The sequence below is a fragment of the Streptomyces marianii genome, assembly GCF_005795905.1.
Classification (GTDB): Bacteria; Actinomycetota; Actinomycetes; order Streptomycetales; family Streptomycetaceae; genus Streptomyces; species Streptomyces marianii.
In genome coordinates this window covers 5,335,076-5,357,336 of record NZ_VAWE01000001.1, presented here as the reverse complement: position 1 = coordinate 5,357,336, position 22,261 = coordinate 5,335,076, and the positions used below count along the sequence as shown (strand labels likewise).

The following is a 22,261-nucleotide window of genomic DNA, read 5'->3' as shown; positions in this document are numbered from 1 at the left end:
GGCCCCGCGGACTACGTGACGCACAAGGGAAGCAGGCCGATGGGCATCACGTGGAGGCTTCGGCATCAGATGCCCGCCGACGTCTGGACCTACTCGGCCATCGCCGCGAACCGACCCGCGGCCAGCGCTGCGCGCGGCAGGCGCCTTCCGGGGGCGCTCATGGCAGCCCGCCGGCCCCCCGGCGCCTCCCCGCCCCTCGACCAGCCGAGAGCGGCGGGTGCGCGTTCCGCTCTGTGCGGTTGTCACGTCCGCCGTAAGTGGTGGGTCTCCCGGTGCGGCCGTAGCGTCGATACAGGAGCAACCGTTCGAAGGAGGTCGGGAGCGCCTGTCGGGATGCCCTGCGGGGTGCGGGGCCGCGCTGCGTGGTAGGGGTTCGTGGGGACGGTGGGCCGGGTGGCTCGGGGAGAGACGGCTGGGAGCACACATGCAGACACACAAGCTGAGGACCGCGGCCATGATCCTCGCCGCGATGCCGCTCGCAGTAGGCCTTGTACCGGCGACCGCCTCGGCGTCCCCCTCCGCGGCGGCGCAGCCCGGTGACGAGGTCGTGGTCGTGGACTGCTTCATGAAGGCGCAGGTGCGACCGAGCGAGTTCCTGATCGCCTGCGGGGACGGCAACAGCGGGCTGACCGAGCTCAAGTGGTCGTCGTGGGGTCCGACGTCCGCCGTGGGCACGGGGCTGAACGTGGTCAACGACTGCAAGCCCTACTGCGCCGCGGGCACGTTCCACTCGTACCCGGTGAACGTCAGGTTCGAGCGCCCGGAGGCATGGGAGAAGAACCCCGATCAGCAGCGTTACGGGCAGCTCCACCTCAGCTTCCCCGGCAGCAGGCCCGAGCACCTGTCGCCCGAGGTGACGTACAAGCTGTGGGACTGACGGTCACCGGGACCCGCTCCCGACGGGCCTGACCGCCTGGCCGCATCCGTGCCGCCGCGCGCGACGCGTCACCGCCGGACGCGGCCCACCGGCTCGTACGATCCGGAGGCATGGTGCGAAAGCGCGTAGTGGTCTCCGGGGTGGTCCAGGGCGTCTTCTACCGGGACACGTGCAGGCGGGTCGCCGAGGAGCACGGGGTGTCCGGCTGGGTGCGGAACCTGACCGACGGAAGGGTCGAGGCCGTGTTCGAGGGAGGTCCCGACGCCGTCGAGACGCTCCTGCGGTGGGCGCGGGTAGGGCCGCCGTCCGCCGATGTGCGCGCGGTGGAGGTGAGCGACGAGGAATCCGAGGGGCTCGTGGGGTTCGAGGTACGGCACAGCTCCAGCGGCGGCGCCTGACCCTCCCCGGCCCTGGCCCTCCCGACGGGGCCGCTACCGCGTCCCCGCCCGGCCGCCACCGGGGACTTCCCGGGGGTACCGCGAGGCGGATCCCTACCCGGCGGTCGCGTCACGCGCCGGTGGCCGGAGAGTCGCTCCCCGGCCACCGGCGCGTGGTGTCGGCCCGCCGCCGGCCTGCGGGGCCGGTGCGGATCGCCCGCCGTCACATGCCGATGTTCGCCGGCCGGTGGGTGTGGCTCTCGACGTCGGCCGCCGCACGGCCGACGAGTTCATGAGCCAGTTCGGAGCAGGCGCGGGCCGCCGCCAGTTCCTCGCCGATCCTCGCGTCCGGGCTGTCGCCCGGATTGCGTCGCGCTATGCCCTTGCCCTCGACGCCGGGAGCGTTGGGACCGCTGAGGGAGGCCTTGCAGGCCGTCCGCGTCCCGTCCTCCTCGAACGACAAGTCGATGTTCCAGTGCTGCGTCGTCATGACGGGTCACCTTCGCCGTACGGTTCCGTCGGTGCCCCGTCCACCGCGGGGCACTGTGCTGGTCAGGTGCGGGGGTGTGCCCGTTCCACCAGCTCCTTGAACTGGTGGAGGTCCGCCCGGACGGTCCTTTCGATCGCGGACGACTGGGCAAATCCCCGGGGCCCCCCGAACGCGTCGTGCGCCTCCGCGGGGTCGTACTCCATGCGTAGCTGCATCCTCGTGTGGGTCGCGTCGATCGGGAGGAGCGAGACGGAGCCGCTGAGGTGCGGGGTCTCCGTCGTCCTCCAGGTCATCGTCTGATTCGGACGGAGATCGTCCGTGGCGGCGTCGAGCCCGAAGGCCCGTCCCGCCTCGGTCTCCACATCCATGTGGACGCCGGAGGCTCCCTCCCGCCGGGCCTCCCGCACGCCTCCGACGAACTGCGGATAGTCCTCGACCTGGTGCAGGTGGTTCCAGACCACGTCACCGGGCGCCGTGATGTCGATCTGTTCCTCGAGAGTGGGCATGACGGTCTCCTGCCTCTCCCCTCCAGGGTGCGTTCCGTGGCGCCTCACCGCAACGGATCCGGCGCGGTGCGCGGGCCGGCCGGGGGCGTCTCCCCCACCCGCCCGTGGGCGGCCAACCGGCCGGTGGGGAACGGGGTCTTCGACGGCGGCGGCCGCGCGTACGCCGGTCCTCGCACCGCCGGGAAGGCGGGCGCCTGGCCCGCGGTGTTCACCGCGGCCGGCGGCATGGCGCTGGTGTCCTGGGCCGTCACCCGCCGGGCCGGCTGAGGGCGCGTTCGGGGAGACCCGGCCGCCCGGAACCGGGGACAGGCCGGAAGCAGCCCGGAGGACATGGCCGAAAGCGGCCCCGAAGAACGTTGAACGGGGGCGGCGGCCCGTCCGTACTCATAGGCAACTCCCCCATGGTGGCTGGGTGCGCAACCGGCGGACGGAGTCCGGTTGCGCACCCAGCACTTCCCCCACACACACGACCCTCCCCCGCGGCCTTCCCCCGGGTGTGCGGCGCGGGGCGCCGCGTCGCACGCTCGCGCCCGGCGCCGGCTCATCCGCCGAGCGTGTGCGCCACCGTGTAGATCAGCAGACCGGCGAGCGCACCGACGACCGTGCCGTTGATCCGGATGAACTGCAGGTCACGACCGATGTGTGCCTCGATCTTGCGCGAGGTGTGCTCGGCGTCCCAGCTCGCGACCGTGTCGCTGATCAGGGACGTGATCTCCTCGCGGTACGTCGTCACCACGTACACCGCGGTGTTCTCGATCCAGCCCTCCAGCTTGTGCTGAAGTCTGCCGTCCGTCGCCAGCCGGGCGCCGAAAGACATCAGGGAGGCACGGGCCCGCAGCCGCAGTTCGCTGCGCTCGTCCTCCGCCGCGGAGATGATCATGGCGCGCACGGACGCCCATGCCGACGCGATGATGTCCTGCACCTCGGGACGGGAGAGCAAGTCGGACTTCATGCGCTCCACCCGCGTGCGGGTGTCCGTGTCCGCCTGGAGGTCGGAGGCGAAGTCGGCGAGGAACCGGTCGATCGCGGCGCGCGCGGGGTGGTTGGGTGCGTCACGCATCTCGGTGACGAACCGGACCAGTTCCTTGTAGACCCGCTCGCCGACCTTCCGGTCGACGAAGCGCGGCGTCCAGCCCGGTGCTCCGCCCTGGACGGCGTCCATGACGGAATCCCCGTGGGTGATCAGCCAGCTCTGGGCGCTGGCACAGACCAGGTCCACGGCACGGTGGTGGGCACCGTCGGCGACGATCTTGTCGAGGGTCTTGCCGATGCCCGGCGCGATCTCGACGGTCTCCGCTCGCCGGGTGATGGCCTCGCCGACGACGGCCTGGACGTCGGAGTCCCGCAGGACGGCGAGCGCCCCGCGCAGGGCGGTGGACAGTTCGGCGGTGACGCGGTCGGCGTGTGCGGGCTCGGCGAGCCAGGTGCCGAGCCGGCCGCCCAGGGAGAGGCCGCGCAGTCTGGCCCGTACGACGTCCTCGGAGAGGAAGTTCTCCCCGACGAAGGTCCCGAGGGAGGCGCCGAGCTGGTCCTTCTTGTTGGGAATGATCGCGGTGTGCGGGATGGGGATGCCCAGGGGGTGCCGGAACAGTGCGGTGACCGCGAACCAGTCGGCCAGGGCGCCGACCATCCCGGCCTCGGCTGCCGCGGCCACATAGCCGGGCCAGCCCTCGATGCCGGAGTTCCGGGCCCAGGTGGCGAGCGTGAAGATCACCGCCACGAGGAGCAGCAGACCCGTGGCCGTGGCCTTCATCCGGCGCACCCCGCGGCGCTTCTCCTCGTCGGCGGCGGTGTACGCGAAGGAGGCGAGCGGTGCCGGCCGCGGCCGACGGGCGCGGCCGGTCGCGGTCCCGTCGGGCGCGGCCCCTGACCGGCCGCCCCCGCCCGGCTCGTCGGATCCCGGTCCGTCGCCGCTTCCGCCGCGGGGTCCCGGCCGGGACCCGTCGCGCACCGCCTCGCCGGTCGCCGCGGGGCGGCGCCGCGCACCGTCGGCGTCGTCACGGCCGCCCCCGTCGCGCCCCTCGTCACCCGCTCGGCCCAGCGCCCCCTCACGTCCGGCGACGCCGTCCCCGGAGCGGCCCCGAGCGGACGCGGCACCCTCCGCGCCGCCGTCCGGGCTCCCGCCCGCCGACGGCGGCGCGGGGGCGCGGGCGGCCGGGCCGTACCCGTCCGGCGCATCCGGAGTGGGGCCCGGACGACCGGCGGCCGGATCCTCGCGCTCAGGTCGTTCAGTTCGCTTCATCGACTCCACCCGTCCGCGTACGCGACGCTCCTACCCAACGGCCGTACGCCTTCTCCCTACCTGTGGTACTCCCGGGGCGCACGTCGAGTTCCCACGGCTATATCGGATGATGTGCTCATGAAAAACCAGCGGGCCGGGTACGGCCTGTTCGCCGCACTCGTCGCCCTGACCCTGCTGATCTCCGGCGCGATCATCACGACCTTCTCCCTCGTCGGCCCGGACGACCGGCGGCAGGCCGCTCCCGGCACCAAGACCGCCGGCCGGCCGGACAACACGACGGCGCAGGCCGTGGGCACGGGTGGCTGGACCGGAACCTGGTCCGCCGCACCGGGAAAGGCCGGAGTCGCCCCGGCAGGCGGGCATTCCGTACGGAACGTCGTCCACACCAGCATGGGCGGCGGCGAGGCCAGGATCACCCTGTCGAACCTCTACGGGACCGAGCCCCTGCACATAGGCCGCGCTTCCGTAGCCGTCGCCGCCGGGGGCGCGGCCGCCGTCCCGGGCAGCCTTCGGCCGGTGCTCTTCGGCGGACACCGGTCCGTCACGGTGCCCCCGGGCGGGCACGTCGTCGGCGACCCGGCCCTCCTCGCCGTCCCCGAGGACGGGCATCTCCTCGTCACCCTCTTCGTCCCGGCGCCCGGCGGGGGCACGGTCACCCTGCACGCGCGGGCGCGCCAGACGTCGTACCTGGCCGAGGGCGACCGCACCCGCGACGCCGGCGCGGCGCACTACACCCTGCGCACCTCCTCCTGGCACTACCTGACGGCCGTCGACGTCCGCAATCCGGCCGCGCGCGGCACGGTGGTCGCCCTCGGCGACTCGCTCACCGACGGAGCGGGCTCCACGCCCGACACCGACCGCCGCTGGACCGACCACCTGGCCGACCGACTGCGCTCGGGTCGATGGGGGTACGGCGTCGTCAACCAGGGCATCAGCGGCAACCGGCTCCTCCGGGACGGCATCGGCCCGAGCGGGCTGTCCCGTCTCGACCGTGATGTGCTCGACCGGCCGGGCGCCCGGGTCGTCGTGATCGCCCTGGGGGTCAACGACCTCCTCCGCCCGGCCGGCACGGCGGACCCGGCGGGGATCACGGCCGGGCTGCGGAACCTCGCGGACCGGGCGCGGGCACGCGGACTTCGGGTGGTCGGGGCGACGCTCATGCCGTTCGAGGGGCACCCCCGCTACAGCCCGGCGCTGGAGGCCGCCCGGCAGGAGATCAACGAGGCCGTCCGCGCGGGCACCGTCTTCGACGCCGTCGTCGACTTCGACCGCGCGCTGAGGGATCCGTACGCCCCGGAGCAGCTGCACCCGGCATACGACTCCGGGGACCATCTGCACCCCAACGACGCGGGGTACGCGCGGATGGCGCGCAGCGTGGATCTCCCCGTGCTGATAGGCGAACGGGCGGCGGCCCGCCTCTGACACGGGAGCGGGTCGGCGCGGTGGGAACCGGGCCGCCCCGCCATGCGCCATGGGCCGGACCGCCTCGGCGCGCGGTTACGGAGTCCGGCTCCGCCCTACTGCCCCGTACGGAGTCCGGGGAGCAGCTGCCCCGGGGGCGGCCGGGGAGCAGCCGTCGCGGGGCCGCCGGCCGGGGCCCGGCGCGTGAGGGGACTCCGGCCGGCGGCGTGGCCTCAGAGGCCCAGATCCTTGATGATCTTCGCGACGTGGCCGGTGGCCTTCACGTTGTACAGCGCCCGCTCGACCTTGCCGTCCTCGTCCACGACGACCGTCGACCGGATGACTCCCGTCACCGTCTTGCCGTAGAGCTTCTTCTCGCCGAACGCGCCGTACGCCTCCAGGACCGCCTTCGACGGGTCGCCGACGAGCGTGACCTTGAGCTCCTCCTTCTCGCGGAACTTCGCGAGCTTCTCGGGCTTGTCCGGGGACACGCCGATGACGTCGTAGCCGGCGCCCGCCAGCAGGTCCAGGTTGTCGGTGAAGTCGCAGGCCTGCTTGGTGCAGCCCGGGGTCAGGGCCGCCGGGTAGAAGTACACGATGACCTTGCGGCCCTTGTGGTCGGCGAGCGAGACCTCGTTGCCGTCCGCATCGGGCAGGGTGAAGTCCGGGGCGGTGTCGCCGGGCTGGAGTCGCTCGCTCATTCTCGGTTCTCCTCAGGGATGTGGGCGTACGGCACCGAGCGTAGTAGGGGTGCCGTTGGGTGCGGTCGGCGTCGAGCTGACAGACTGTCGAGGAAGGATTACCGGAAACGACGACGGAGGCGGCGCGGTGTCGGACGCCAGGACCCCTGCGCAGATCGAGGCGGACATCGTCCGCCGGCGCGAGCAGCTCGCCGAGACGCTCGACGAGATCGGGGTGCGGATGCACCCCAAGACGATCATCGGGGACGCGAAGGCCAAGGTCGCCTCGACCGTGGACCAGACCGCGGGGCGGGCGTTCGTGGCCGCGAATCGTGTGGTGATCGATGTGAAGAACCGATTCGTGCACCCGGACGGCGCGCCCAGGCTGGAGCGCGCGGTGCCGGTGGCGCTGGCCGTCGTGGGCCTGGTCGGTCTGCTGGCCCTGGCCGCCAGGAAGCGGAAGGCGTGACCCCGATCCACCCCGGAAGCGGCCCCACCGGCGTTCGGCAGGTAGGTTCGGTGTCGTGAGCGACAACACCCTCGACAAGCACGACAAGCTGCCCATCAAGATGCTGCACGACCGGGTGCTGGTCCGGTCGGACGCCCCCGAGGGCGAGCGGCGGTCCGGCGGCGGCATCCTGATCCCGGCGACCGCGGCGGTCGGTCGGCGTCTGGCCTGGGCGGAGGTGGTCGCCGTCGGGCAGAACGTCCGGACGGTCGAGTCCGGCGACCGTGTGCTGTACGACCCGGAGGACCGCGCGGAGGTCGAGGTGCGCGGCGTGGCGTACGTACTGATGCGAGAGCGCGATCTGCACGCCGTCGCCGCGGACCGCTTCGAGGGCGCCGAGGACTCGACCGGGCTGTACCTGTAGCGGTGTAGCGGACCGCCCGGGGAGCCGCCCGGCCCGGTGCCGGTGCGCGCAGTCCGGCGCGCGCCCCACGAACCTCGCGGCCCTGGCCGCGGCAGCGCCCTCAGGGCATGCGGAAGGCCTGGTGACGGTGTCACCAGGCCTTCCGCATGCCCTCTGCTACGGTGGGGCCGACCCGACGAGACGCGCCGTACCGGGCAGGCAAAGACGACGCACCCCGCACGAAGTCCGCGTCTCGGAGGTGCCTGTCGTGGCCTGGGTCCTGCTCCTTCTCGCCGGTCTGCTCGAGGTCGGCTGGTCGATCGGCATGAAGTTCACGGAGGGCTTCACCCGGTTCTGGCCGAGTGTGTTCACCGCCGCCGGGATCGTCGCCAGCATGCTGCTGCTGTCCCGCGCCGCCAGGACGCTGCCCATCGGCACCGCGTACGGCGTCTGGGTCGGCATCGGGGCGGCCGGTGCCGCGATCGTGGGGATGGCCGTCCTCGGCGAGCCGGCGACCGCCGCCCGGATCTTCTTCGTCGTCCTGCTCCTCGTCGCCGTGATCGGCCTGAAGGCGACCTCGGGCCGCTGATCCCGTCCACGGCGGCGCGTCCCACCACCAGCCGTCCCCTCCCTCGGCGACAGGGCCTGCGGCCGGTCGGGCACCCGGCGGCACGGCCCACGCCGGCACGGCCCCGGCGACACGGCTCACGGCCGGTCGGGGACCGCGCCCCAGCCGTCGGTGCCGTCCGTCCCCTGCGGGCCGCTGCCGTCGCCTCCGCCGCCGGTGGTGCCCCGGGTGACCCCGCCCTGTACCTCACCGCCCTGCTCGGTGCCGCCGTCCGGCCCGCCGGTCGCCGGGCCGACGGTGCCCCGGCCCGCCGTGGGCGGGCGGCCGCCCGTGGTTCCGCCCGCCGGCAGAGTGCCGCCGTCGCGCGGGATGCCACCGTCGCGCGGGATGCCGCCTTCCGCGGCACCGCCGGTGTCCGGCCAGTCCGACGGTGGCGGCGTGCCGGTTGCGAACCGGCGGTCGCCGGTGGGGTCCTCGTTCCCGACCGGCCCGAAGGCGTCGTCGCCGGGCAGGCCCGGCTCGTCGAACGGGAAGAACTCCTCCTCCGCGCCGTCGGCGACCGTCAGGTCGAAGCCCTCCGCCTCGCGGCCGGCCAGCGCGGCCGCCGTGAACTCGCCCCAGATCGCCGCGGGCGCCCCGCCGCCGTTGATCCGCGGCAGGCCCAGCGCCCCGTAGAGCGACTTCTGGGCACCGGTGTCGGGATCCTGCCCCATGACGGCGACGACGGTCGCCAGATCGGGGGTGTAACCGGCAAACCAGGCGGCCCTGTCGCCCTCCGCCGTGCCCGTCTTGCCCGCCGCGGGCCGTCCGGAGGACAGCGCCGCCGTGCCCGACCCCTGCCGCACCACGCCCATCAGCACGGACGTCGTGGTGTCCGCCGCCTCGCGGCTGATGGCCTGTCTGTGCGGCGCGGCCGGCAGATCCAGTTCCACGCCGCCTTTGGTGATGCGCTCGACCAGCGTATACGTGCCGTGGCGGCCGTGGTTGGCGAGCGTCGCATACGCCTCGGCCATGTCCAGGACGCTCGCGGTGGCCACACCGAGCGCGATGGACGGCGTCGCCGTCAGGTCCGGAGTGCTCTCCGGGACGCCGAGGGCGATGGCGGTCTCCCGCACCCTGCGCGGTCCGACGTCCTGGGCGAGCTGCGCGTACACCGAGTTGACCGAGTGGTCCGTGGCCATCCGCAGGCTCAGCGGGCCGTAGGAGACGTTGTCCTCGTTCTCCGGCGCGTAGCCGGTCGGGCCGTGGCGGCCCTGTACCTGGCGCCGGTCCGTGCCGTCGTAGAGCGTGTCGGGGGTGATCCGCCGGCCGTCCTGGGTCATGGAGCCGTTCTCGACGGCCGCGGCGAGGACGAACGGCTTGAACGTCGAACCGACCTGGTAGTCGCGGCGGGTCGCGTTGTTGACGTACTGCTTGGTGTAGTCGACGCCGCCGTACATGGCGACGACCTTGCCGCTCGCGGGGTCGATCGACGCCCCGCCCACGCGGACGTTGCGGTCGGCGGCACGGCCGGGATCGCGCCGGGACATCACGTGCCGGTCGACGGCGGCGACGAAGGCGTCCTGCTTCTTCCGCTCCAGGGTGGTGGTGATGCGGTAGCCGCCGCGCGCCAGGGTCTTCTCGTCGACGATCCCGTTGCCGGTGATCCAGTCCTCGACGGCCTGGACGACGTAGCCGCGCTGTCCGGAGAGCCCCGTGGCGGGACCCGCCGTCTGCGGCATCGGGAAGATCATCGTGGCCCGGTCGGAGAGGGGCAGCCATTTCTCCGTCACCATGCCGTCGAGCGTGTAGTTCCAGCGGGCCAGCGCCCGGGGCCGGTTCTCGGGATGGGCGGCCACGTCGTACGCGCTGGGGGCGTTGAGCAGCGAGGCGAGGTAGGCGCCCTCGGCGGTGTCGACCGCACCGATGTCCTTGCCGTAGTAGGCGTGGGCGGCGGCCTGGATGCCGTACGCGTTGCGGCCGAAGTAGCTGGTGTTGAGATAGCCCTCCAGGATGTCGGCCTTGCTCTCCTCCCGGTCGAGCTTGATCGCGATGAAGAACTCCTTCACCTTGCGGGTGACCGTCTGCTCCTGGCCCAGGTAGTAGTTCTTGACGTACTGCTGGGTGATGGTGGAGCCGGACTGCTTCCCCTTGCCGGTGACGGTGTTCCACGCGGCACGGACCATCGCCTGGGGGTCGACGGCCCGTCCGGAGTAGAAGTCGCGGTCCTCGGCGGCGAGCACCGCGCGCTGGACGGAGAGGGGAATCTGGGAGAGCCGGACGCTCTGCCGGTTGACCTCGCCGTCGCGGGCGATCTGCGTGCCGTCCTTGTAGAGGTACACGTTCGACTGGGCCGTGGCCGCGGAGTTGGCCGGCGGGATACCGACCAGCAGATAACCGGTGACGAAACCGCCGATGAGCAGGAGCGCGAACAGCAGGGAGGCGCCGAGGACCGTCCGCCAGGTGGGGACGGCACGCCGCAGACCGGTGCGCCGCGGGCGGGTCCGGTCGCGGCCCGGACGGGCGCCGTCGTCCGGCGGCTCCGCGCGGGCCTGCCGGTCCTCCCGGTCCGCGCGCGCGTCCGGGCCATCCCGGCCGGGCCCGCCGTACCACCCCTCCCCACCCTCCTCGCGCGGCGAGCCGGGCACCGGGCGGCCGACGGCGGTCGGATCCCTCGGGTCCCGGCGCTGCTGTGGCTCGTGACTCATGTCCGTGAAGACTCCTCGGGCCCCTGCCCGGAGGAACACCTCCGAGCCGGAAGCTGACATTTCGGGCGATTCGCTGTGCGCCCATACTGCACTTCCCACCCCCTCACCCCCAGGACCCCCGCCCGGAATACGGTCGCGGCGGCCGCATCCGCTGAGCTAGGGTCATGCGCTTTGGCGCGTCCGTGCCGGACGCGGCGTCCTTGCGACGATTCCCACCGAAGGGGGTGTCCGGTGCGGCTCTACGCGGTCGTCGCGGCAGGTGGCTTCCGGCGCTATGCGACATACCGGGTGGCGACGGCGGCGGGCGTCTTCACCAACACCGTCTTCGGCTTCATCATGGCCTACGCCTATATCGCCCTCTGGGACGAACGCCCGCAGCTCGGCGGCTACGACCTCTCCCAGGCCGTCACCTTCGTGTGGCTGGGCCAGGCCCTCCTGATGACCTGCGCCATGATGGGCGGCGGCTTCGAGGACGAACTCATCGAACGCATCCGCACCGGCGACATCGCCATCGACCTCTACCGCCCCGCCGACCTCCAACTGTGGTGGCTCGCCGGAGACCTGGGCCGCGCGGCCTTCCACCTCCTCGGCCGCGGCGTCGTCCCCCTGCTGCTCGGCGCCCTCGCCTTCGACCTCGCGCTGCCCGCGTCCCCGCTGCCCTGGCTGGCCTTCCTCACCGCCGTGCTCCTCGGCGTCGTCGTCAGCTTCGCCCTCCGCTACCTCGCGGCCCTGTCGGCGTTCTGGCTGATGGACGGCGCCGGCGTCCTCCAGGTCACCTGGCTGGCCGGCCTGTTCTTCTCCGGCATGCTGCTGCCGCTCACCCTCTTCCCCGGCGCCCTCGGTGAACTCGCCCGGCTCCTGCCCTGGTCCTCACTGCTCCAGATCCCCGCCGACGTCCTCCTCGGCAAACGCACGGGCTGGGGGCTCGTCCACGCCTACGCCTTCCAGCTGGGCTGGGCGGCCGCCCTCCTGGCCGCGGGCCGGCTCCTCCAGTCGGCGGCCACGAGGAGGGTGGTGGTCCAGGGTGGCTGAACGACAGCGGCTGCCGCGGACGGCCGGACACCCGCGGCCCGCCGCACACCTGCACACCCTGCGGTCCGGACTGCGCGCCTACGGGCTCATCGCCGCCATGTGGATGCGCTCCACCATGACCTACCGCGCGTCCTTCGCCATGACCGCGCTCGCCAACCTCGCCGCCACGTCCTTCGACTTCGTCGTCATCCTGCTGATGTTCGCGCACGTCGACACCCTCGCCGGCTACGGCCTGCCGGAGATCGCCCTCCTCTACGGATCGGCCGGAACCGCCTTCGGCCTCGCCGACCTCGCGATGGGCTCCATGGACCGGCTCGGACGACGCGTGCGCGACGGCACGCTCGACACCCTCCTCGTGCGGCCCGCCCCCGTACTCGCCCAGGTCGCCGCCGACCGCTTCGCCCTCCGCCGCCTCGGCCGCATCACCCAGGGCCTGCTGGTCCTCGGCTACGCACTCCTCGCCCTCGACATCGCCTGGACCCCGCTCAAGGCCGCCGTGGTGCCGATGATGCTGCTCAGCGGGGCGGCGATCTTCGCCGCCGTGTTCGTCGCCGGCGCGGCCTTCCAGTTCGTCGCCCAGGACGCCGCCGAAGTGCAGAACTCCCTCACCTACGGCGGCAACACCCTGCTCCAGTACCCGCCCACCGTCTTCGCGAAGGACCTCGTGCGGGGCGTCACCTTCGTCGTACCGCTCGCCTTCGTCAATTGGCTGCCCGCACTCTACGTCCTCGGGCGGCCCTATCCGCTCGACCTGCCCCGCTGGCTCGCCTTCACCCCACCGCTCGTCGCCGCCGCGTGCTGCGCGCTCGCCGGAGCCGCGTGGCGGGCGGGACTCCGTACCTACCGCAGCACCGGGAGCTGAACCGTGACCGAGGAAGCCATCCGCACCCCGGACCCCGTCCGGACCGGCGACCTGATCGAACTGGAAGGCGTGGAGAAGGCCTTCGACGTACGCCGTCGATCGGGCCTGCTGCGCCGCGAGAAGACGCGGGTGCGCGCCGTCGACGGCATCAGCTTCACCGTGCCGCGCGGCGAGATGGTCGGCTACATCGGTCCCAACGGCGCCGGGAAGTCCACCACCATCAAGATGCTGACGGGCATTCTGACCCCCAGCGGCGGACGGCTGCGCGTCGCCGGGATCGACCCGTCACGCGAACGCACCCGGCTCGCCCGGCGCATCGGCGTGGTCTTCGGGCAGCGCACGACACTCTGGTGGGACCTGCCGCTCATCGACTCGTACCGCCTGGTGCACCGCATGTACCGGATTCCGGACGCCCGCTACCGGCAGAACCTGGAGCGCTGCGTCGAACTGCTGGACCTCGGCGCCCTGCTGGACGTACCCGTACGGCAGCTCTCCCTCGGACAGCGCATGCGCGGCGACATCGCCGCGGCCCTGCTGCACGACCCCGAGGTGCTCTACCTCGACGAACCCACCATCGGCCTCGACGTCGTCTCCAAGGCCAAGGTGCGCGAGTTCCTGCGCGACCTCAACGCCGAACGCGCGACGACCGTCCTCCTCACCACCCACGACCTCACCGACATCGAGCAACTGTGCAAGCGCGTCATGGTCATCGACCACGGGCGGCTCGTCTACGACGGCACCCTCGCCGGACTCCACGCGGTCGCGCCGGGCGAACGCACCCTCGTCGTGGACCTCGAGCGCCGGCTCCCGCCCATCGAGGTCGCGGGCGCGCGGCCGGTACGGGTCGAGGGCCCGCGCCAGTGGCTCGCCTTCCCCGCCTCGGCATCGGCGGCACCGATCGTCGCCGCCCTCGCCGCCGACTATCCACTGGTCGACCTGTCGGTGCGGGAGCCCGACATCGAGTCGGTGATCGCGAAGATGTACGCGGAGCGTTCGACGGCGCCGTGAGCGCCCCGATTGACTAGGCTGAAAGCATGACGAGCGACCTTCCGGACATGCGGGCCTCCGACTCCGAGCGGGAGCGGATCGCCGAACGGCTGCGGGACGCCGTCGCCGAGGGCCGCCTCGACATGGACGAATTCGGGGAACGGCTCGACGCCGCCTACAAGGCGCGTACGCACGGGGAACTGGAACCCCTCGTACGGGACCTCCCGGCCCGGGGCGGAGCCCCGGCACCGCTCTCCGCCCCGCCGGCCCCCGCGACCGGCGCCGTGGACTACGCCCGGCGCACCGGCCACCCTCCCACCTCCAGGGGCGCGTTCGCGTTCTGGAGCGGCTTCGGCCGCAAGGGCACCTGGACCGTCGCCCGCAGGTTCACCGCCGTCGTCCTGCAGGGCGGCGGCGAGATCGACCTGCGCGACGCCGACTTCGAGGACCGGGACGTCGTCATCCGCTGCTTCACGGTCATGGGCGGCATCCAGGTCACCGTGCCCCCGGACATGCGCGTCGACGTCAGGGGCTTCGGCTTCATGGGCGGCTTCGGCGAGGCCGGCTCCGGCGGCGACCCGGACGACATCGCCCCCGGCTCACCTCGTGTGACCGTCACCGGCTTCGCCCTCATGGGGGGCGTCGGCGTCGAACGCAAGCTCCGCAAGGCGGACAAGCAGCGCCTGAAGGAGGCCCGCCGTCGGGAACGCCTCGACAAGCGCGAGGACGGCGGGGCGCGGGGCGAGCTGGAGTAAGCCGTGCCCCGCCTCCGAGGGCGGGCGCCGACCCTACGGCGGTTCCCCCGCCCGAAGGCGGGCGCCCGCCTTCGGGAGACGGGTCCCACGTGACCATCCGACGACCGGTTCGTTACTCCGTGCGAGGGCGCGAACACGCGGCCGATACGGAGGGGGACGCAGCACATGCCGGTGAGCCCGTACACACGAGAACGCCTGTCGGAGGCGGCGAGCACGTCGCGGACGCTGTCGGAGGCGCTGGGGAAACTGGGGGCGGGGGCGGCTTCGCGGTCGTACATCCGAGCCCGCATGAAGAAACTGGGCGTGGACACCTCGCACTCCGAGCGGGAAGGGACACGCTGGTCCCGGGAGACTCTGGAAGCTGCCGTCGCGGCGTCCACGAACCTGTGCGAGGTGTTGCGTCATCTGAGTGTCGACGTGGTAGGTGGTCAGCACACGCACATCGCCCGCCGCGTTCGCGCGCTGGGGATCGACATCTCGCACTTCACCGCCCCGCCCCCTACGGAGCGGGCCCGCCGAAACCACCGCCGGCTCACGGCCGAGGAAGTCCTGGTCGAGAACAACACCGTGCACGGCGGGCGCACGCCCAACGGCAGGCTGCGGAGGGCGCTGTTGGAACGGGGCTTCAGCGAGCGCTGTGCACTCTGCGGACTGGATCCCGTATGGCGGGGCTGTCGGCTCCCCCTCGAGATCGACCACATCGACGGCAACTGGCGCAACAACCGCGCCGAGAACCTCCGGTTCCTCTGTCCCAACTGCCACTCGACCACGGACACCTACCGTGGGCGCGCCAGGGCTCGGCACCAGCGAGTGTCCTCGTGAGCCGCGCGGTCCATCCCAGAGCCGGCCGGCCCACCGTAGCCGAGCTGGTCGCGGCCGTCGCCGCGGCTGAGTCCCTGGCGGCCGTTCTCAGGGGCCTGGGCCGCCCGGACAACGGCGGTCAGCGCGTGCTGCTGAAGCGCTGGATCGCAGAGGCCCACCTCGACACCGGCCATTTCCTGGGCCAGGCCCACCAGAGGGGCAAGCCTGGCACCACACCTCCGCTGCGCGCCGAGGACGTGCTGGTGAAACACGACGGCAAGCGCCGCAGAAAGGCGGAGCACCTACGTCGCGCCCTTGCGGAGACCGGGAGAGCCCGGGAGTGCGCCGCATGCGGAATCCGTGCGGAATGGCGCGGCCTACCCATGACCCTTGAGGTCGATCACATAAACGGGGACTGGGGCGACGACCGAGCCCGGAATCTCCGGCTCCTATGCCCCAATTGCCACGCCGTCACCCGTACCTGGTGCAGAGGAGGCCACCGCCGGTCCGAAGCCTGAGGCCACCCGTGCCACGGATACGGCCGGACCGCTACGATGACTGGCGCGAGCGGTCGTTGCTGAATTGGCATAAGCGGGTGTTTTAGGGGCACCTGGGAGCAATCCCATGTGGGTTCGAGTCCCACCGGCCGCACACCTACGCAATCGAAGGCCAGGCTCACACGCTGGTGCGCCTGGCCTTCGCCGTACTGGCTCAGCCCAGCATCTCCCGCACCACCGGCACCAGCGCCCGGAACGCCTTCCCCCGGTGGCTGATCGCGTTCTTCTCCTCCGGGCTCAGCTGCGCGCAGGTCCGCGTCTCGCCGTCCGGCTGGAGGATCGGGTCGTAGCCGAAGCCGTTCGCGCCGGACGGGACGTGGCGCAGGGTGCCGCGCAGGCGGCCCTCGACCACGCGTTCCGTGCCGTCGGGGAGGGCGAGGGCGGCCGCGCAGGCGAAGTGGGCGGCGCGGTGCTCCTCGGTGATGTCGGAGAGCTGCGCGAGCAGCAGTTCGAGGTTGGCCGTGTCGTCGCCGTGGGTGCCGGACCAGCGGGCGGAGAAGATGCCCGGGGCGCCGCCGAGGACGTCGACGCAGAGGCCGGAGTCGTCGGCGACGGCGGGGAGGCCGGTGGCCTGGGCCAGCGCGTGGGCCTTGAGCAGGGCGTTCTCGGCGAAGGTGACGCCGGTTTCCTTGACGTCGGGGAGGTCGGGGTAGGCGTCGGCGCCGACGAGTTCGTGGCTGAGTCCGGCGTCGGCGAGGATCGCGCGGAGCTCGGTGATCTTTCCGGGGTTGCGGGTGGCGAGGATCAGGCGGGTCATGCGCCCAGTATCTCCGCGGCGGTCGGGCCGCGGGCGCCGCGGGTGGGGTCCGCGGCGCCCGGCGGGCCGGGGTTCAGGAGGTGCAGACCTTGCCGAGTTCGGTGGCGGCGTCGGTGACCGGCGTGATGTCCGGGGTGGCGTCGCCGTTCTCCACGGACGTGCGGACGTTCTCGACTCCCTTGGAGAGGTCGTCGACGGCCTTGGAGAGGTCGGCGTTGTCGGTGGTGTCCTTGAGGTTGCCGAGTTCCCTGTCGATGTCGTTGAGGGCTTCGGTCAGCTGTGTCGGGTCCTCGGAGGCGGTGGAGACGGCCTGGGAGAGCCCGTCGACGCTGGTGGCTACGGCGTCGGCGGTCTTGACGCAGTCGAGGGCCTTGTCGACGGCACCGCAGCCGACGGCTCCGGTGAGCGCGACGGCGGTGACGACGGCGAGTGCGATACGGCGGCTGCGCATGGTGCAGTCCCTCCCCTGGTTCCCGGACGGGCGTACGGTTCGGCCCGTACGCCCGTACCTGCTGTGACGCCGGCAGTGGCGTTCTTGGTTGCTTCTTTACTCTTCGGAGGGCCGCCCTGCCCGGGGTGCCGGCCGACGAGCGGCTCGGGTGACGGGCCGGGGGCGAGTCGGGGGGCCGGCGCGGGACGTCGGGTTCGTCCGGACGACACCTCGGGTCACCGGCCCGTGGGCGCGGGTCGCTCGCTCAGAGCCGTGTTCACTCGCCGATCGTGGTGGCGAGGGCGGCGGTCTGGAGTGCGGCGAGGTCGGCGCAGCCGCCGGTGGCGAGGTCGAGGAGCGCGTTGAGCTCCTTGCGGTCGAACGGCTCGGCCTCGGCGGTGCCCTGGACCTCGACGAAGCGGCCGTCGCCGGTGCAGACGACGTTCATGTCGGTCTCGGCGCGGACGTCCTCCTCGTAGCAGAGGTCCAGCAGGGGCGTGCCGTCGACGATGCCGACGGAGACGGCGGCGACGGTACCGGTGAGGGGCTTGCGCCCGGCTTTGACGAGCTTGTTCGCCTGGGCCCAGGAGACGGCGTCGGCGAGGGCGACGTAGGCGCCGGTGATGGCGGCGGTGCGGGTGCCGCCGTCGGCCTGGAGGACGTCGCAGTCGAGGACGACGGTGTTCTCGCCGAGGGCCTTGTAGTCGATGACGGCGCGCAGGGAGCGGCCGATGAGGCGGGAGATCTCGTGGGTGCGGCCGCCGATCCTGCCGCGGACGGACTCGCGGTCGCCGCGGGTGTTGGTGGAGCGCGGCAGCATGGAGTACTCGGCTGTGACCCAGCCTTCGCCGCTGCCCTTGCGCCAGCGGGGGACGCCTTCGGTGACGGAGGCCGTGCAGAAGACCTTGGTGTCGCCGAAGGCGATGAGGACGGAGCCCTCAGCGTGCTTGCTCCATCCGCGTTCGATGGTGACGGGGCGGAGCTGTTCGGGGGTGCGGCCGTCGATACGAGACATGTGGTGAGCCTATCCGTACGCGCGTGAGGGGCCCGTTCCGGTGGGGAACGGACCCCTCACGGGTGAGACCTCGCCGGGGTCGACCGGGGGCGGACCGGAACGGACCGGACCGGAACGGAACGGAACGGGGCGGAACGGGGCGGAACGGGGCGGACAGGGGTGCGCCGTCAGTGGTGCGGTCTCGCACGGGCGAGCGGGGAGGCGGCTCGCGCGGGGGTCACATCATGTCTTCGATGTCCGCGGCGATGGGGTCGGCGTCGGTGCCGATGACGACCTGGATGGCGGTGCCCATCTTGACGACGCCGTGGGCGCCGGCGGCCTTCAGCGCGGCCTCATCGACCTTGCCCGGGTCCACGACCTCGGTGCGGAGGCGCGTGATGCAGCCCTCGACCTCTTCGATGTTGTCGATACCGCCGAGCCCGGCGACGATCTTCTCAGCCTTGCTGGCCATGTCCTTCTCCCTGCGTTCGAGAGGCCCGTTCGGGGCGCTCAGCGCTACCTCGACCCACCATCGGTCCGTTTCGTCACGTTAATGCACGGTTGGCCCATCTTCATGGGCGATTGACCGTCACCTATCGAATGATGACGATCACCGGCGACCCGCTTCCGGCACGGACCTCGATCGGACCGCGGGGAAGACCGGGGCCGGACCGGGGCCGGACCGGGGCCGGACGAGAACTGGTCTACACCAGTCTGCAACACCTGCCAAACCAGGCGACTTCCGGGAGGACGCCGATGAGCACCGAGAGCGCGGCCGTACCGCGGCAGCCGTGGCGGCACAGGTCGTTCCAGGGGCTCCAGAAGATGGGGCGCAGCCTGCAGCTCCCCATCGCCGTGCTGCCCGCGGCCGGCATCCTCAACCGCCTCGGCCAGCCGGACGTCTTCGGCGACCAGGGCCTCGGCTGGACGAACCTCGCCAAGGTGATGGACGGGGCCGGCGGTGCGCTGCTGGACTCGGGCCTGGGACTGCCGATGCTCTTCTGCGTGGGTGTCGCCATCGGCATGGCGAAGAAGGCGGACGGCTCGACGGCGCTGGCCGCGGTGGCGGGTTTCCTCGTGTACTACGGCGTGATCCGGGAGTTCCCCGAGGAGTGCGTCGACCCCGCGACCCCGGCGGCCACCGGCTGCCGGGCCCTGGACGGTTCGGTCACGGCCTTCACATACCAGAACCCGGGTGTCTTCGGCGGGATCGTGATGGGCCTGATGACCGCGTACATCTGGCAGCGCTACCACCGCACCAGGCTGGTGGACTGGCTCGGCTTCTTCAACGGGCGCCGACTCGTGCCGATCATCATGTCGTTCGTCGCGATCGCGTTCGCGGCGCTGTGCCTGTGGGTCTGGCCGCCGGTCGGCGGAGCGCTGGAGAGCTTCAGCAACTGGCTGCAGGGCCTGGGCTCGTGGGGCGCCGGCATCTTCGGCGTGGCGAACCGCGCACTGCTGGTGGTGGGGCTGCACCAGTTCCTGAACGTACCGCTGTGGTTCCAGTTCGGCTCGTACACCAAGCCCGACGGCACGGTGGTGCACGGCGACATCAACATGTTCCTGAACGGGGACCCGGACGCGGGCCTGTTCACCACGGGCTTCTTCCCGATCATGATGTTCGCCCTGCCGGCGGCGGCACTGGCGATCACGCACTGCGCGAAGCCGCACCGGCGGGCCGAGGTGGGCGGGCTGATGATGTCGGCGGCGCTGACGTCGTTCGTCACAGGCATCACGGAGCCACTGGAGTACTCGTTCATGTTCGTCGCGCCGGTGCTGTACGCGATCCACGCGGTGCTCACGGGCGTCTCGATGGCCGTCACCTGGGCGCTGGGCGCCAAGGACGGCTTCTCCTTCTCGGCGGGCTTCATCGACTACGTGATCAACTGGGGCCTGGCGACGAAACCGTGGCTGATCGTCCCGATCGGCCTGGGCTTCGCGGCGGTGTACTACGCGATCTTCCGCTTCGCGATCACCAAGTTCGACATCAGGACGCCGGGGCGCGAGCCGGACGAGATCGGCGACGAGATGGAGCGCGAGGTCACCAAGTAGCGGGAGGCCGCGCACGACCGCGAGCGGCGCCCACGGGCGCCGGCAGGGGCGGCGAGGGCTGCGGGCGAATGACCGGGCGCCCGGGGATCGCAGGTTCCTTGTCTTCCGTCACACGCCACAACTGGTCTACACCTCTGACTGATGTAGACCATGGCAGCCGGTCCACATGGCGGTCGCGGACGGCACGCGGGCCCCCGGCACTCCCCTCCGGAGCGCGGGGGCCCGCCCGTGCGCCCCGGGTCCGCTCCGACGTCGGCCCACCGGCCGTTTCCCCGCCCCGTCCGCGCGCTCGTCCGCTCGCTCGTCCGCTCGCTCAGGCCTCCGCGGCCGGGACGCACAGCACCGGGACCCGCGAGATGTGCAGCAGCTTGTGCGGGGTCGAGCCCAGGAGGGCGCCGCGCAGTGGGCTCTCCCCGTAGCTGCCGACGACGATGACGCGGGCGTCGTGGCGGTCGGCGGCGTCGAGCAGCGCCTCGGCCGGCCCCTGGTCGAGGATCTCGACCGCCGTGGGTACGCCCGCGTCGTCGGCCGCGGCGACGGCGTGGGCGAGGGCGGTCCTGCCGGACTGGCGTATGGCCTCCAGATGGCTCCGGTACTCCTCGCCGAGCGTGCCCGGGGGCGCCGCGCCGAAGACCAGGACGAGCGGCTCGCGGAAGGCGGCGGCGACCTCGACGGCCACCCGCAGCGCACGCACGGAGCCGGGCGACTCGTCGTATCCGAGGACGACGGCCATCTCACGGCCCTCCGGATCCGTCCCCGCCGCCGCCACTGCCGGTACCACTGCCCGCACCAGTGCCGCTGCCGGTGCCGGTGGTGCCGCGTGCGAGGTCGGGGTCGCAGACGCTCGGGCGCTCGTGCCAGAAGCGGTCGCTCGTCAGCCGGCGGCCAACCATGATCAACAGTCCCACCACGACGATGAAGATGCCGATGACGAGCGGCGGTCCGATCCCGAACCACGAGACCCCACTGTAGGAGTTGGCCGGGTTGGACATGTCGATGACGGACTCCACCAGCAGCCACAGCAGCAGCACGGCGCCGACCACCGGTCCGAGGCCGATGAGCAGGAAGTTGCGCACGCTCTCGGTGAGATGGCGGCGGTAGTAGACGGCACAGGCGATGCCGGTGAGAGCGTAGTAGAACGCGATGAGCAGCGAGAGGGCCGTGAGCGAGTCGAGCAGGGCGTTCTCGCTGATCTGGCTGACGACGAGGTACCAGACGATCGCGACGGCCGCGACGGCCCAGGTGCTGACGTGGGGCGTGCGGAAGCGGGGGTGGATCCGGGCGAGGGCGGCGGGCAGCGCGCCGCGCCTGGCCATGGAGAGCCCCGTCCGGGATGCCGGGATGATCGTCGTCTGGGTCGAGGCGAGCGCGGACGTGGAGACGGCCAGCAGGACGAGCCAGTCCCACCCGCCCAGGACCTGCCGGGCGAGGGAGGCGAAGACGAACTCCTCCTCGGCGGCGTTCTCGGCGAGGTAGGCGGGTCCGGCGAAGGCGACGACCGCGATGGTGACCGAGAGGTACGTGCCGAGCAGGACGACCGTCGACCAGATGCCGGCCCGTCCGGGGGCGCTGGCGGAGTTCTTGACCTCCTCGGTGAGGTTGACCGCCGACTCCCAGCCCCAGTACATGAAGACGCCGAGCAGCAGACCGGCGGTCAGCGCCGCGCCGCCCGCCCCGAGGGGATTCAGCCAGGTCATCTGCGGCTCGACGGCGCCGAGCGAGCTGGTACCCGCGTACACGCGGTAGACGGCCACGACGGCGAACGCGAAGAGCGACGCGACCTGGGCGAGGATGAGCACGTTCTGGACGTGTGCCGAGGCCTCGGTGCCGACGACGCAGATGGCGGTCATGACGAGGATGAGCAGCACGGCGAGCAGCTGGCGTACGAGGTCGTTGGCGGCCCAGCTGTCGAGTCCCACGGTGAGCAGCCCGAAGCCGACGGCCACGTCGGCGAGCGAACCGACGACGAGCACGCCGGTCATCATGATCGCCCAGCCGCCGAACCAGCCGGCCCAGGGCCCCATGGCGCGGGTGACCCAGGAGAAGGTCGTGCCGCAGTCCTGGTCGACCCGGTTGAGGTAGAAGAAGGCCGATGCGATCAGCAGCATCGGCACGAAGGAGGCGAGCACCACGCCGGGCGCGTAGACGCCGACGAGAGCCACCACCGCGCCGATGACCGCGGCCAGCGAGTACGCGGGCGAGGTCGAGTTGATGCCGATGACGAGCGCGTCGAGAAAGCCGATCGCGTTGTGCTTCAGCTCTCCGGGCCCTTCCCGGCTGTGCGAGCTGGGCGGTGGAGGGAGGGTGTCCTTGACGTCATCGGCCATGTTTCCTCGCAGATCAGGACGATGTGTC

Annotated in this window: 25 protein-coding genes, 1 tRNA gene and 1 riboswitch; of the genes, 15 read left to right on the top strand and 11 right to left on the bottom strand. The window is 72.1% G+C overall.

The genetic code is table 11. The features are described 5' to 3' along the window. The first annotated feature begins 424 nt into the window (after positions 1-424). Together FEF34_RS24170 and FEF34_RS24165 are read left to right on the top strand one after the other, a co-directional pair. The gene (locus FEF34_RS24170) at positions 425-877 is read left to right on the top strand and encodes a hypothetical protein (protein ID WP_234042542.1); all 453 of its coding nucleotides are present in this window, start codon (positions 425-427) and stop codon (positions 875-877) included. A 110-nt stretch (positions 878-987) separates the two neighbouring features. After that, complete coding sequence (locus FEF34_RS24165) at positions 988-1,275, top strand: acylphosphatase (protein ID WP_171053071.1); 288 nt, start codon at positions 988-990, stop codon at positions 1,273-1,275. 202 nt (positions 1,276-1,477) lie between these two features. Here FEF34_RS24165 and FEF34_RS24160 read toward each other — a convergent pair whose 3' ends face one another. Together FEF34_RS24160 and FEF34_RS24155 are read right to left on the bottom strand one after the other, a co-directional pair. Then, on the bottom strand, positions 1,478-1,744 hold the full coding sequence (locus tag FEF34_RS24160; RefSeq protein ID WP_138055010.1) for a DUF1876 domain-containing protein: 267 nt from the start codon (positions 1,742-1,744) through the stop codon (positions 1,478-1,480). A gap of 62 nt (positions 1,745-1,806) precedes the next feature. Beyond that, positions 1,807-2,250, bottom strand: a complete 444-nt coding sequence (locus FEF34_RS24155) for an SRPBCC family protein (protein WP_138055009.1) — start codon at positions 2,248-2,250, stop codon at positions 1,807-1,809. Between the two features lie 36 nt (positions 2,251-2,286). Here FEF34_RS24155 and FEF34_RS24150 point away from each other — a divergent pair, with 36 nt between their 5' ends. Next, positions 2,287-2,517 carry a hypothetical protein gene (locus tag FEF34_RS24150; protein WP_138055008.1) on the top strand — a complete coding sequence of 77 codons (231 nt, stop codon included), beginning with the start codon at positions 2,287-2,289 and terminating at the stop codon, positions 2,515-2,517. Between the two features lie 274 nt (positions 2,518-2,791). On the opposite strand, the gene FEF34_RS24145 is transcribed toward FEF34_RS24150, so the two are convergent. Further along, positions 2,792-4,501, bottom strand: a complete 1,710-nt coding sequence (locus FEF34_RS24145; RefSeq protein WP_138055007.1) for a DUF445 domain-containing protein — start codon at positions 4,499-4,501, stop codon at positions 2,792-2,794. A 108-nt stretch (positions 4,502-4,609) separates the two neighbouring features. Here FEF34_RS24145 and FEF34_RS24140 point away from each other — a divergent pair, with 108 nt between their 5' ends. Continuing rightward, positions 4,610-5,914, top strand: coding sequence for an SGNH/GDSL hydrolase family protein (locus FEF34_RS24140; RefSeq protein ID WP_138055006.1), 1,305 nt, complete (start codon positions 4,610-4,612; stop codon positions 5,912-5,914). 212 nt (positions 5,915-6,126) lie between these two features. Here the strand turns inward: FEF34_RS24140 and bcp are convergent, their stop codons facing one another. Then, on the bottom strand, positions 6,127-6,594 hold the full coding sequence (gene bcp, locus FEF34_RS24135) for a thioredoxin-dependent thiol peroxidase (protein ID WP_138055005.1): 468 nt from the start codon (positions 6,592-6,594) through the stop codon (positions 6,127-6,129). A gap of 127 nt (positions 6,595-6,721) precedes the next feature. Here bcp and FEF34_RS24130 point away from each other — a divergent pair, with 127 nt between their 5' ends. The 3 genes from FEF34_RS24130 to FEF34_RS24120 all read left to right on the top strand — a co-directional run bounded on the left by FEF34_RS24130 (position 6,722) and on the right by FEF34_RS24120 (position 8,013). Then, entirely contained in the window at positions 6,722-7,042 is a 321-nt protein-coding gene (locus FEF34_RS24130) for a DUF3618 domain-containing protein (protein ID WP_138055004.1), read from the top strand. 55 nt (positions 7,043-7,097) lie between these two features. Then, positions 7,098-7,445, top strand: coding sequence for a GroES family chaperonin (locus tag FEF34_RS24125; protein ID WP_138055003.1), 348 nt, complete (start codon positions 7,098-7,100; stop codon positions 7,443-7,445). Between the two features lie 143 nt (positions 7,446-7,588). Next, a riboswitch (guanidine-III (ykkC-III) riboswitch) is annotated at positions 7,589-7,659 on the top strand. A 33-nt stretch (positions 7,660-7,692) separates the two neighbouring features. Next, positions 7,693-8,013 carry a DMT family transporter gene (locus tag FEF34_RS24120; RefSeq protein WP_138055002.1) on the top strand — a complete coding sequence of 107 codons (321 nt, stop codon included), beginning with the start codon at positions 7,693-7,695 and terminating at the stop codon, positions 8,011-8,013. A 116-nt stretch (positions 8,014-8,129) separates the two neighbouring features. Here FEF34_RS24120 and FEF34_RS24115 read toward each other — a convergent pair whose 3' ends face one another. After that, entirely contained in the window at positions 8,130-10,679 is a 2,550-nt protein-coding gene (locus FEF34_RS24115) for a transglycosylase domain-containing protein (protein ID WP_234042541.1), read from the bottom strand. A 231-nt stretch (positions 10,680-10,910) separates the two neighbouring features. Here FEF34_RS24115 and FEF34_RS24110 point away from each other — a divergent pair, with 231 nt between their 5' ends. From FEF34_RS24110 to FEF34_RS24085, 7 genes are all read left to right on the top strand, one after another. Continuing rightward, a complete protein-coding gene (locus FEF34_RS24110) occupies positions 10,911-11,711 on the top strand; it encodes an ABC transporter permease (RefSeq protein ID WP_138055001.1) in 801 nt (266 codons plus the stop codon). Between the two features lie 10 nt (positions 11,712-11,721). Further along, positions 11,722-12,573: an ABC transporter permease gene (locus tag FEF34_RS24105; protein ID WP_234043160.1), complete on the top strand. Its 852-nt coding sequence runs from the start codon at positions 11,722-11,724 to the stop codon at positions 12,571-12,573. Positions 12,574-12,576: 3 nt separating this feature from the next. After that, a complete protein-coding gene (locus tag FEF34_RS24100) occupies positions 12,577-13,581 on the top strand; it encodes an ABC transporter ATP-binding protein (RefSeq protein WP_138054999.1) in 1,005 nt (334 codons plus the stop codon). 26 nt (positions 13,582-13,607) lie between these two features. Further along, positions 13,608-14,315: a DUF1707 SHOCT-like domain-containing protein gene (locus tag FEF34_RS24095; protein ID WP_138054998.1), complete on the top strand. Its 708-nt coding sequence runs from the start codon at positions 13,608-13,610 to the stop codon at positions 14,313-14,315. A 165-nt stretch (positions 14,316-14,480) separates the two neighbouring features. Next, the gene (locus tag FEF34_RS41430) at positions 14,481-15,137 is read left to right on the top strand and encodes an HNH endonuclease signature motif containing protein (RefSeq protein WP_171053070.1); all 657 of its coding nucleotides are present in this window, start codon (positions 14,481-14,483) and stop codon (positions 15,135-15,137) included. Then, positions 15,134-15,634: an HNH endonuclease signature motif containing protein gene (locus FEF34_RS24090; protein ID WP_325063647.1), complete on the top strand. Its 501-nt coding sequence runs from the start codon at positions 15,134-15,136 to the stop codon at positions 15,632-15,634. Before FEF34_RS41430 ends, FEF34_RS24090 begins: the two co-directional genes overlap by 4 nt. 49 nt (positions 15,635-15,683) lie before the next feature. Beyond that, a tRNA-Leu gene (locus FEF34_RS24085) sits at positions 15,684-15,767 on the top strand. Between the two features lie 60 nt (positions 15,768-15,827). Here the strand turns inward: FEF34_RS24085 and rdgB are convergent. From rdgB to FEF34_RS24065, 4 genes are all read right to left on the bottom strand, one after another. After that, a complete protein-coding gene (gene rdgB / locus FEF34_RS24080) occupies positions 15,828-16,430 on the bottom strand; it encodes an RdgB/HAM1 family non-canonical purine NTP pyrophosphatase (protein ID WP_138054996.1) in 603 nt (200 codons plus the stop codon). A 73-nt stretch (positions 16,431-16,503) separates the two neighbouring features. Continuing rightward, complete coding sequence (locus FEF34_RS24075; protein ID WP_138054995.1) at positions 16,504-16,881, bottom strand: hypothetical protein; 378 nt, start codon at positions 16,879-16,881, stop codon at positions 16,504-16,506. Positions 16,882-17,137: 256 nt separating this feature from the next. Continuing rightward, on the bottom strand, positions 17,138-17,875 hold the full coding sequence (rph, locus tag FEF34_RS24070; protein ID WP_138054994.1) for a ribonuclease PH: 738 nt from the start codon (positions 17,873-17,875) through the stop codon (positions 17,138-17,140). A gap of 217 nt (positions 17,876-18,092) precedes the next feature. Then, a complete protein-coding gene (locus FEF34_RS24065; protein WP_123187908.1) occupies positions 18,093-18,326 on the bottom strand; it encodes a glucose PTS transporter subunit EIIB in 234 nt (77 codons plus the stop codon). A 284-nt stretch (positions 18,327-18,610) separates the two neighbouring features. On the opposite strand from FEF34_RS24065, the gene FEF34_RS24060 reads away from it, so the two are divergent. Next, positions 18,611-19,906 carry a PTS transporter subunit EIIC gene (locus tag FEF34_RS24060; RefSeq protein ID WP_138054993.1) on the top strand — a complete coding sequence of 432 codons (1,296 nt, stop codon included), beginning with the start codon at positions 18,611-18,613 and terminating at the stop codon, positions 19,904-19,906. A gap of 313 nt (positions 19,907-20,219) precedes the next feature. Here the strand turns inward: FEF34_RS24060 and FEF34_RS24055 are convergent, their stop codons facing one another. Together FEF34_RS24055 and FEF34_RS24050 are read right to left on the bottom strand one after the other, a co-directional pair. Continuing rightward, positions 20,220-20,639: a universal stress protein gene (locus tag FEF34_RS24055; protein WP_138054992.1), complete on the bottom strand. Its 420-nt coding sequence runs from the start codon at positions 20,637-20,639 to the stop codon at positions 20,220-20,222. A 1-nt stretch (position 20,640) separates the two neighbouring features. Next, positions 20,641-22,233 (bottom strand): APC family permease, encoded by a 1,593-nt coding sequence (locus FEF34_RS24050; RefSeq protein ID WP_234042540.1) that lies wholly within the window; start codon positions 22,231-22,233, stop codon positions 20,641-20,643. Between the last annotated feature and the right edge of the window lie 28 nt (positions 22,234-22,261).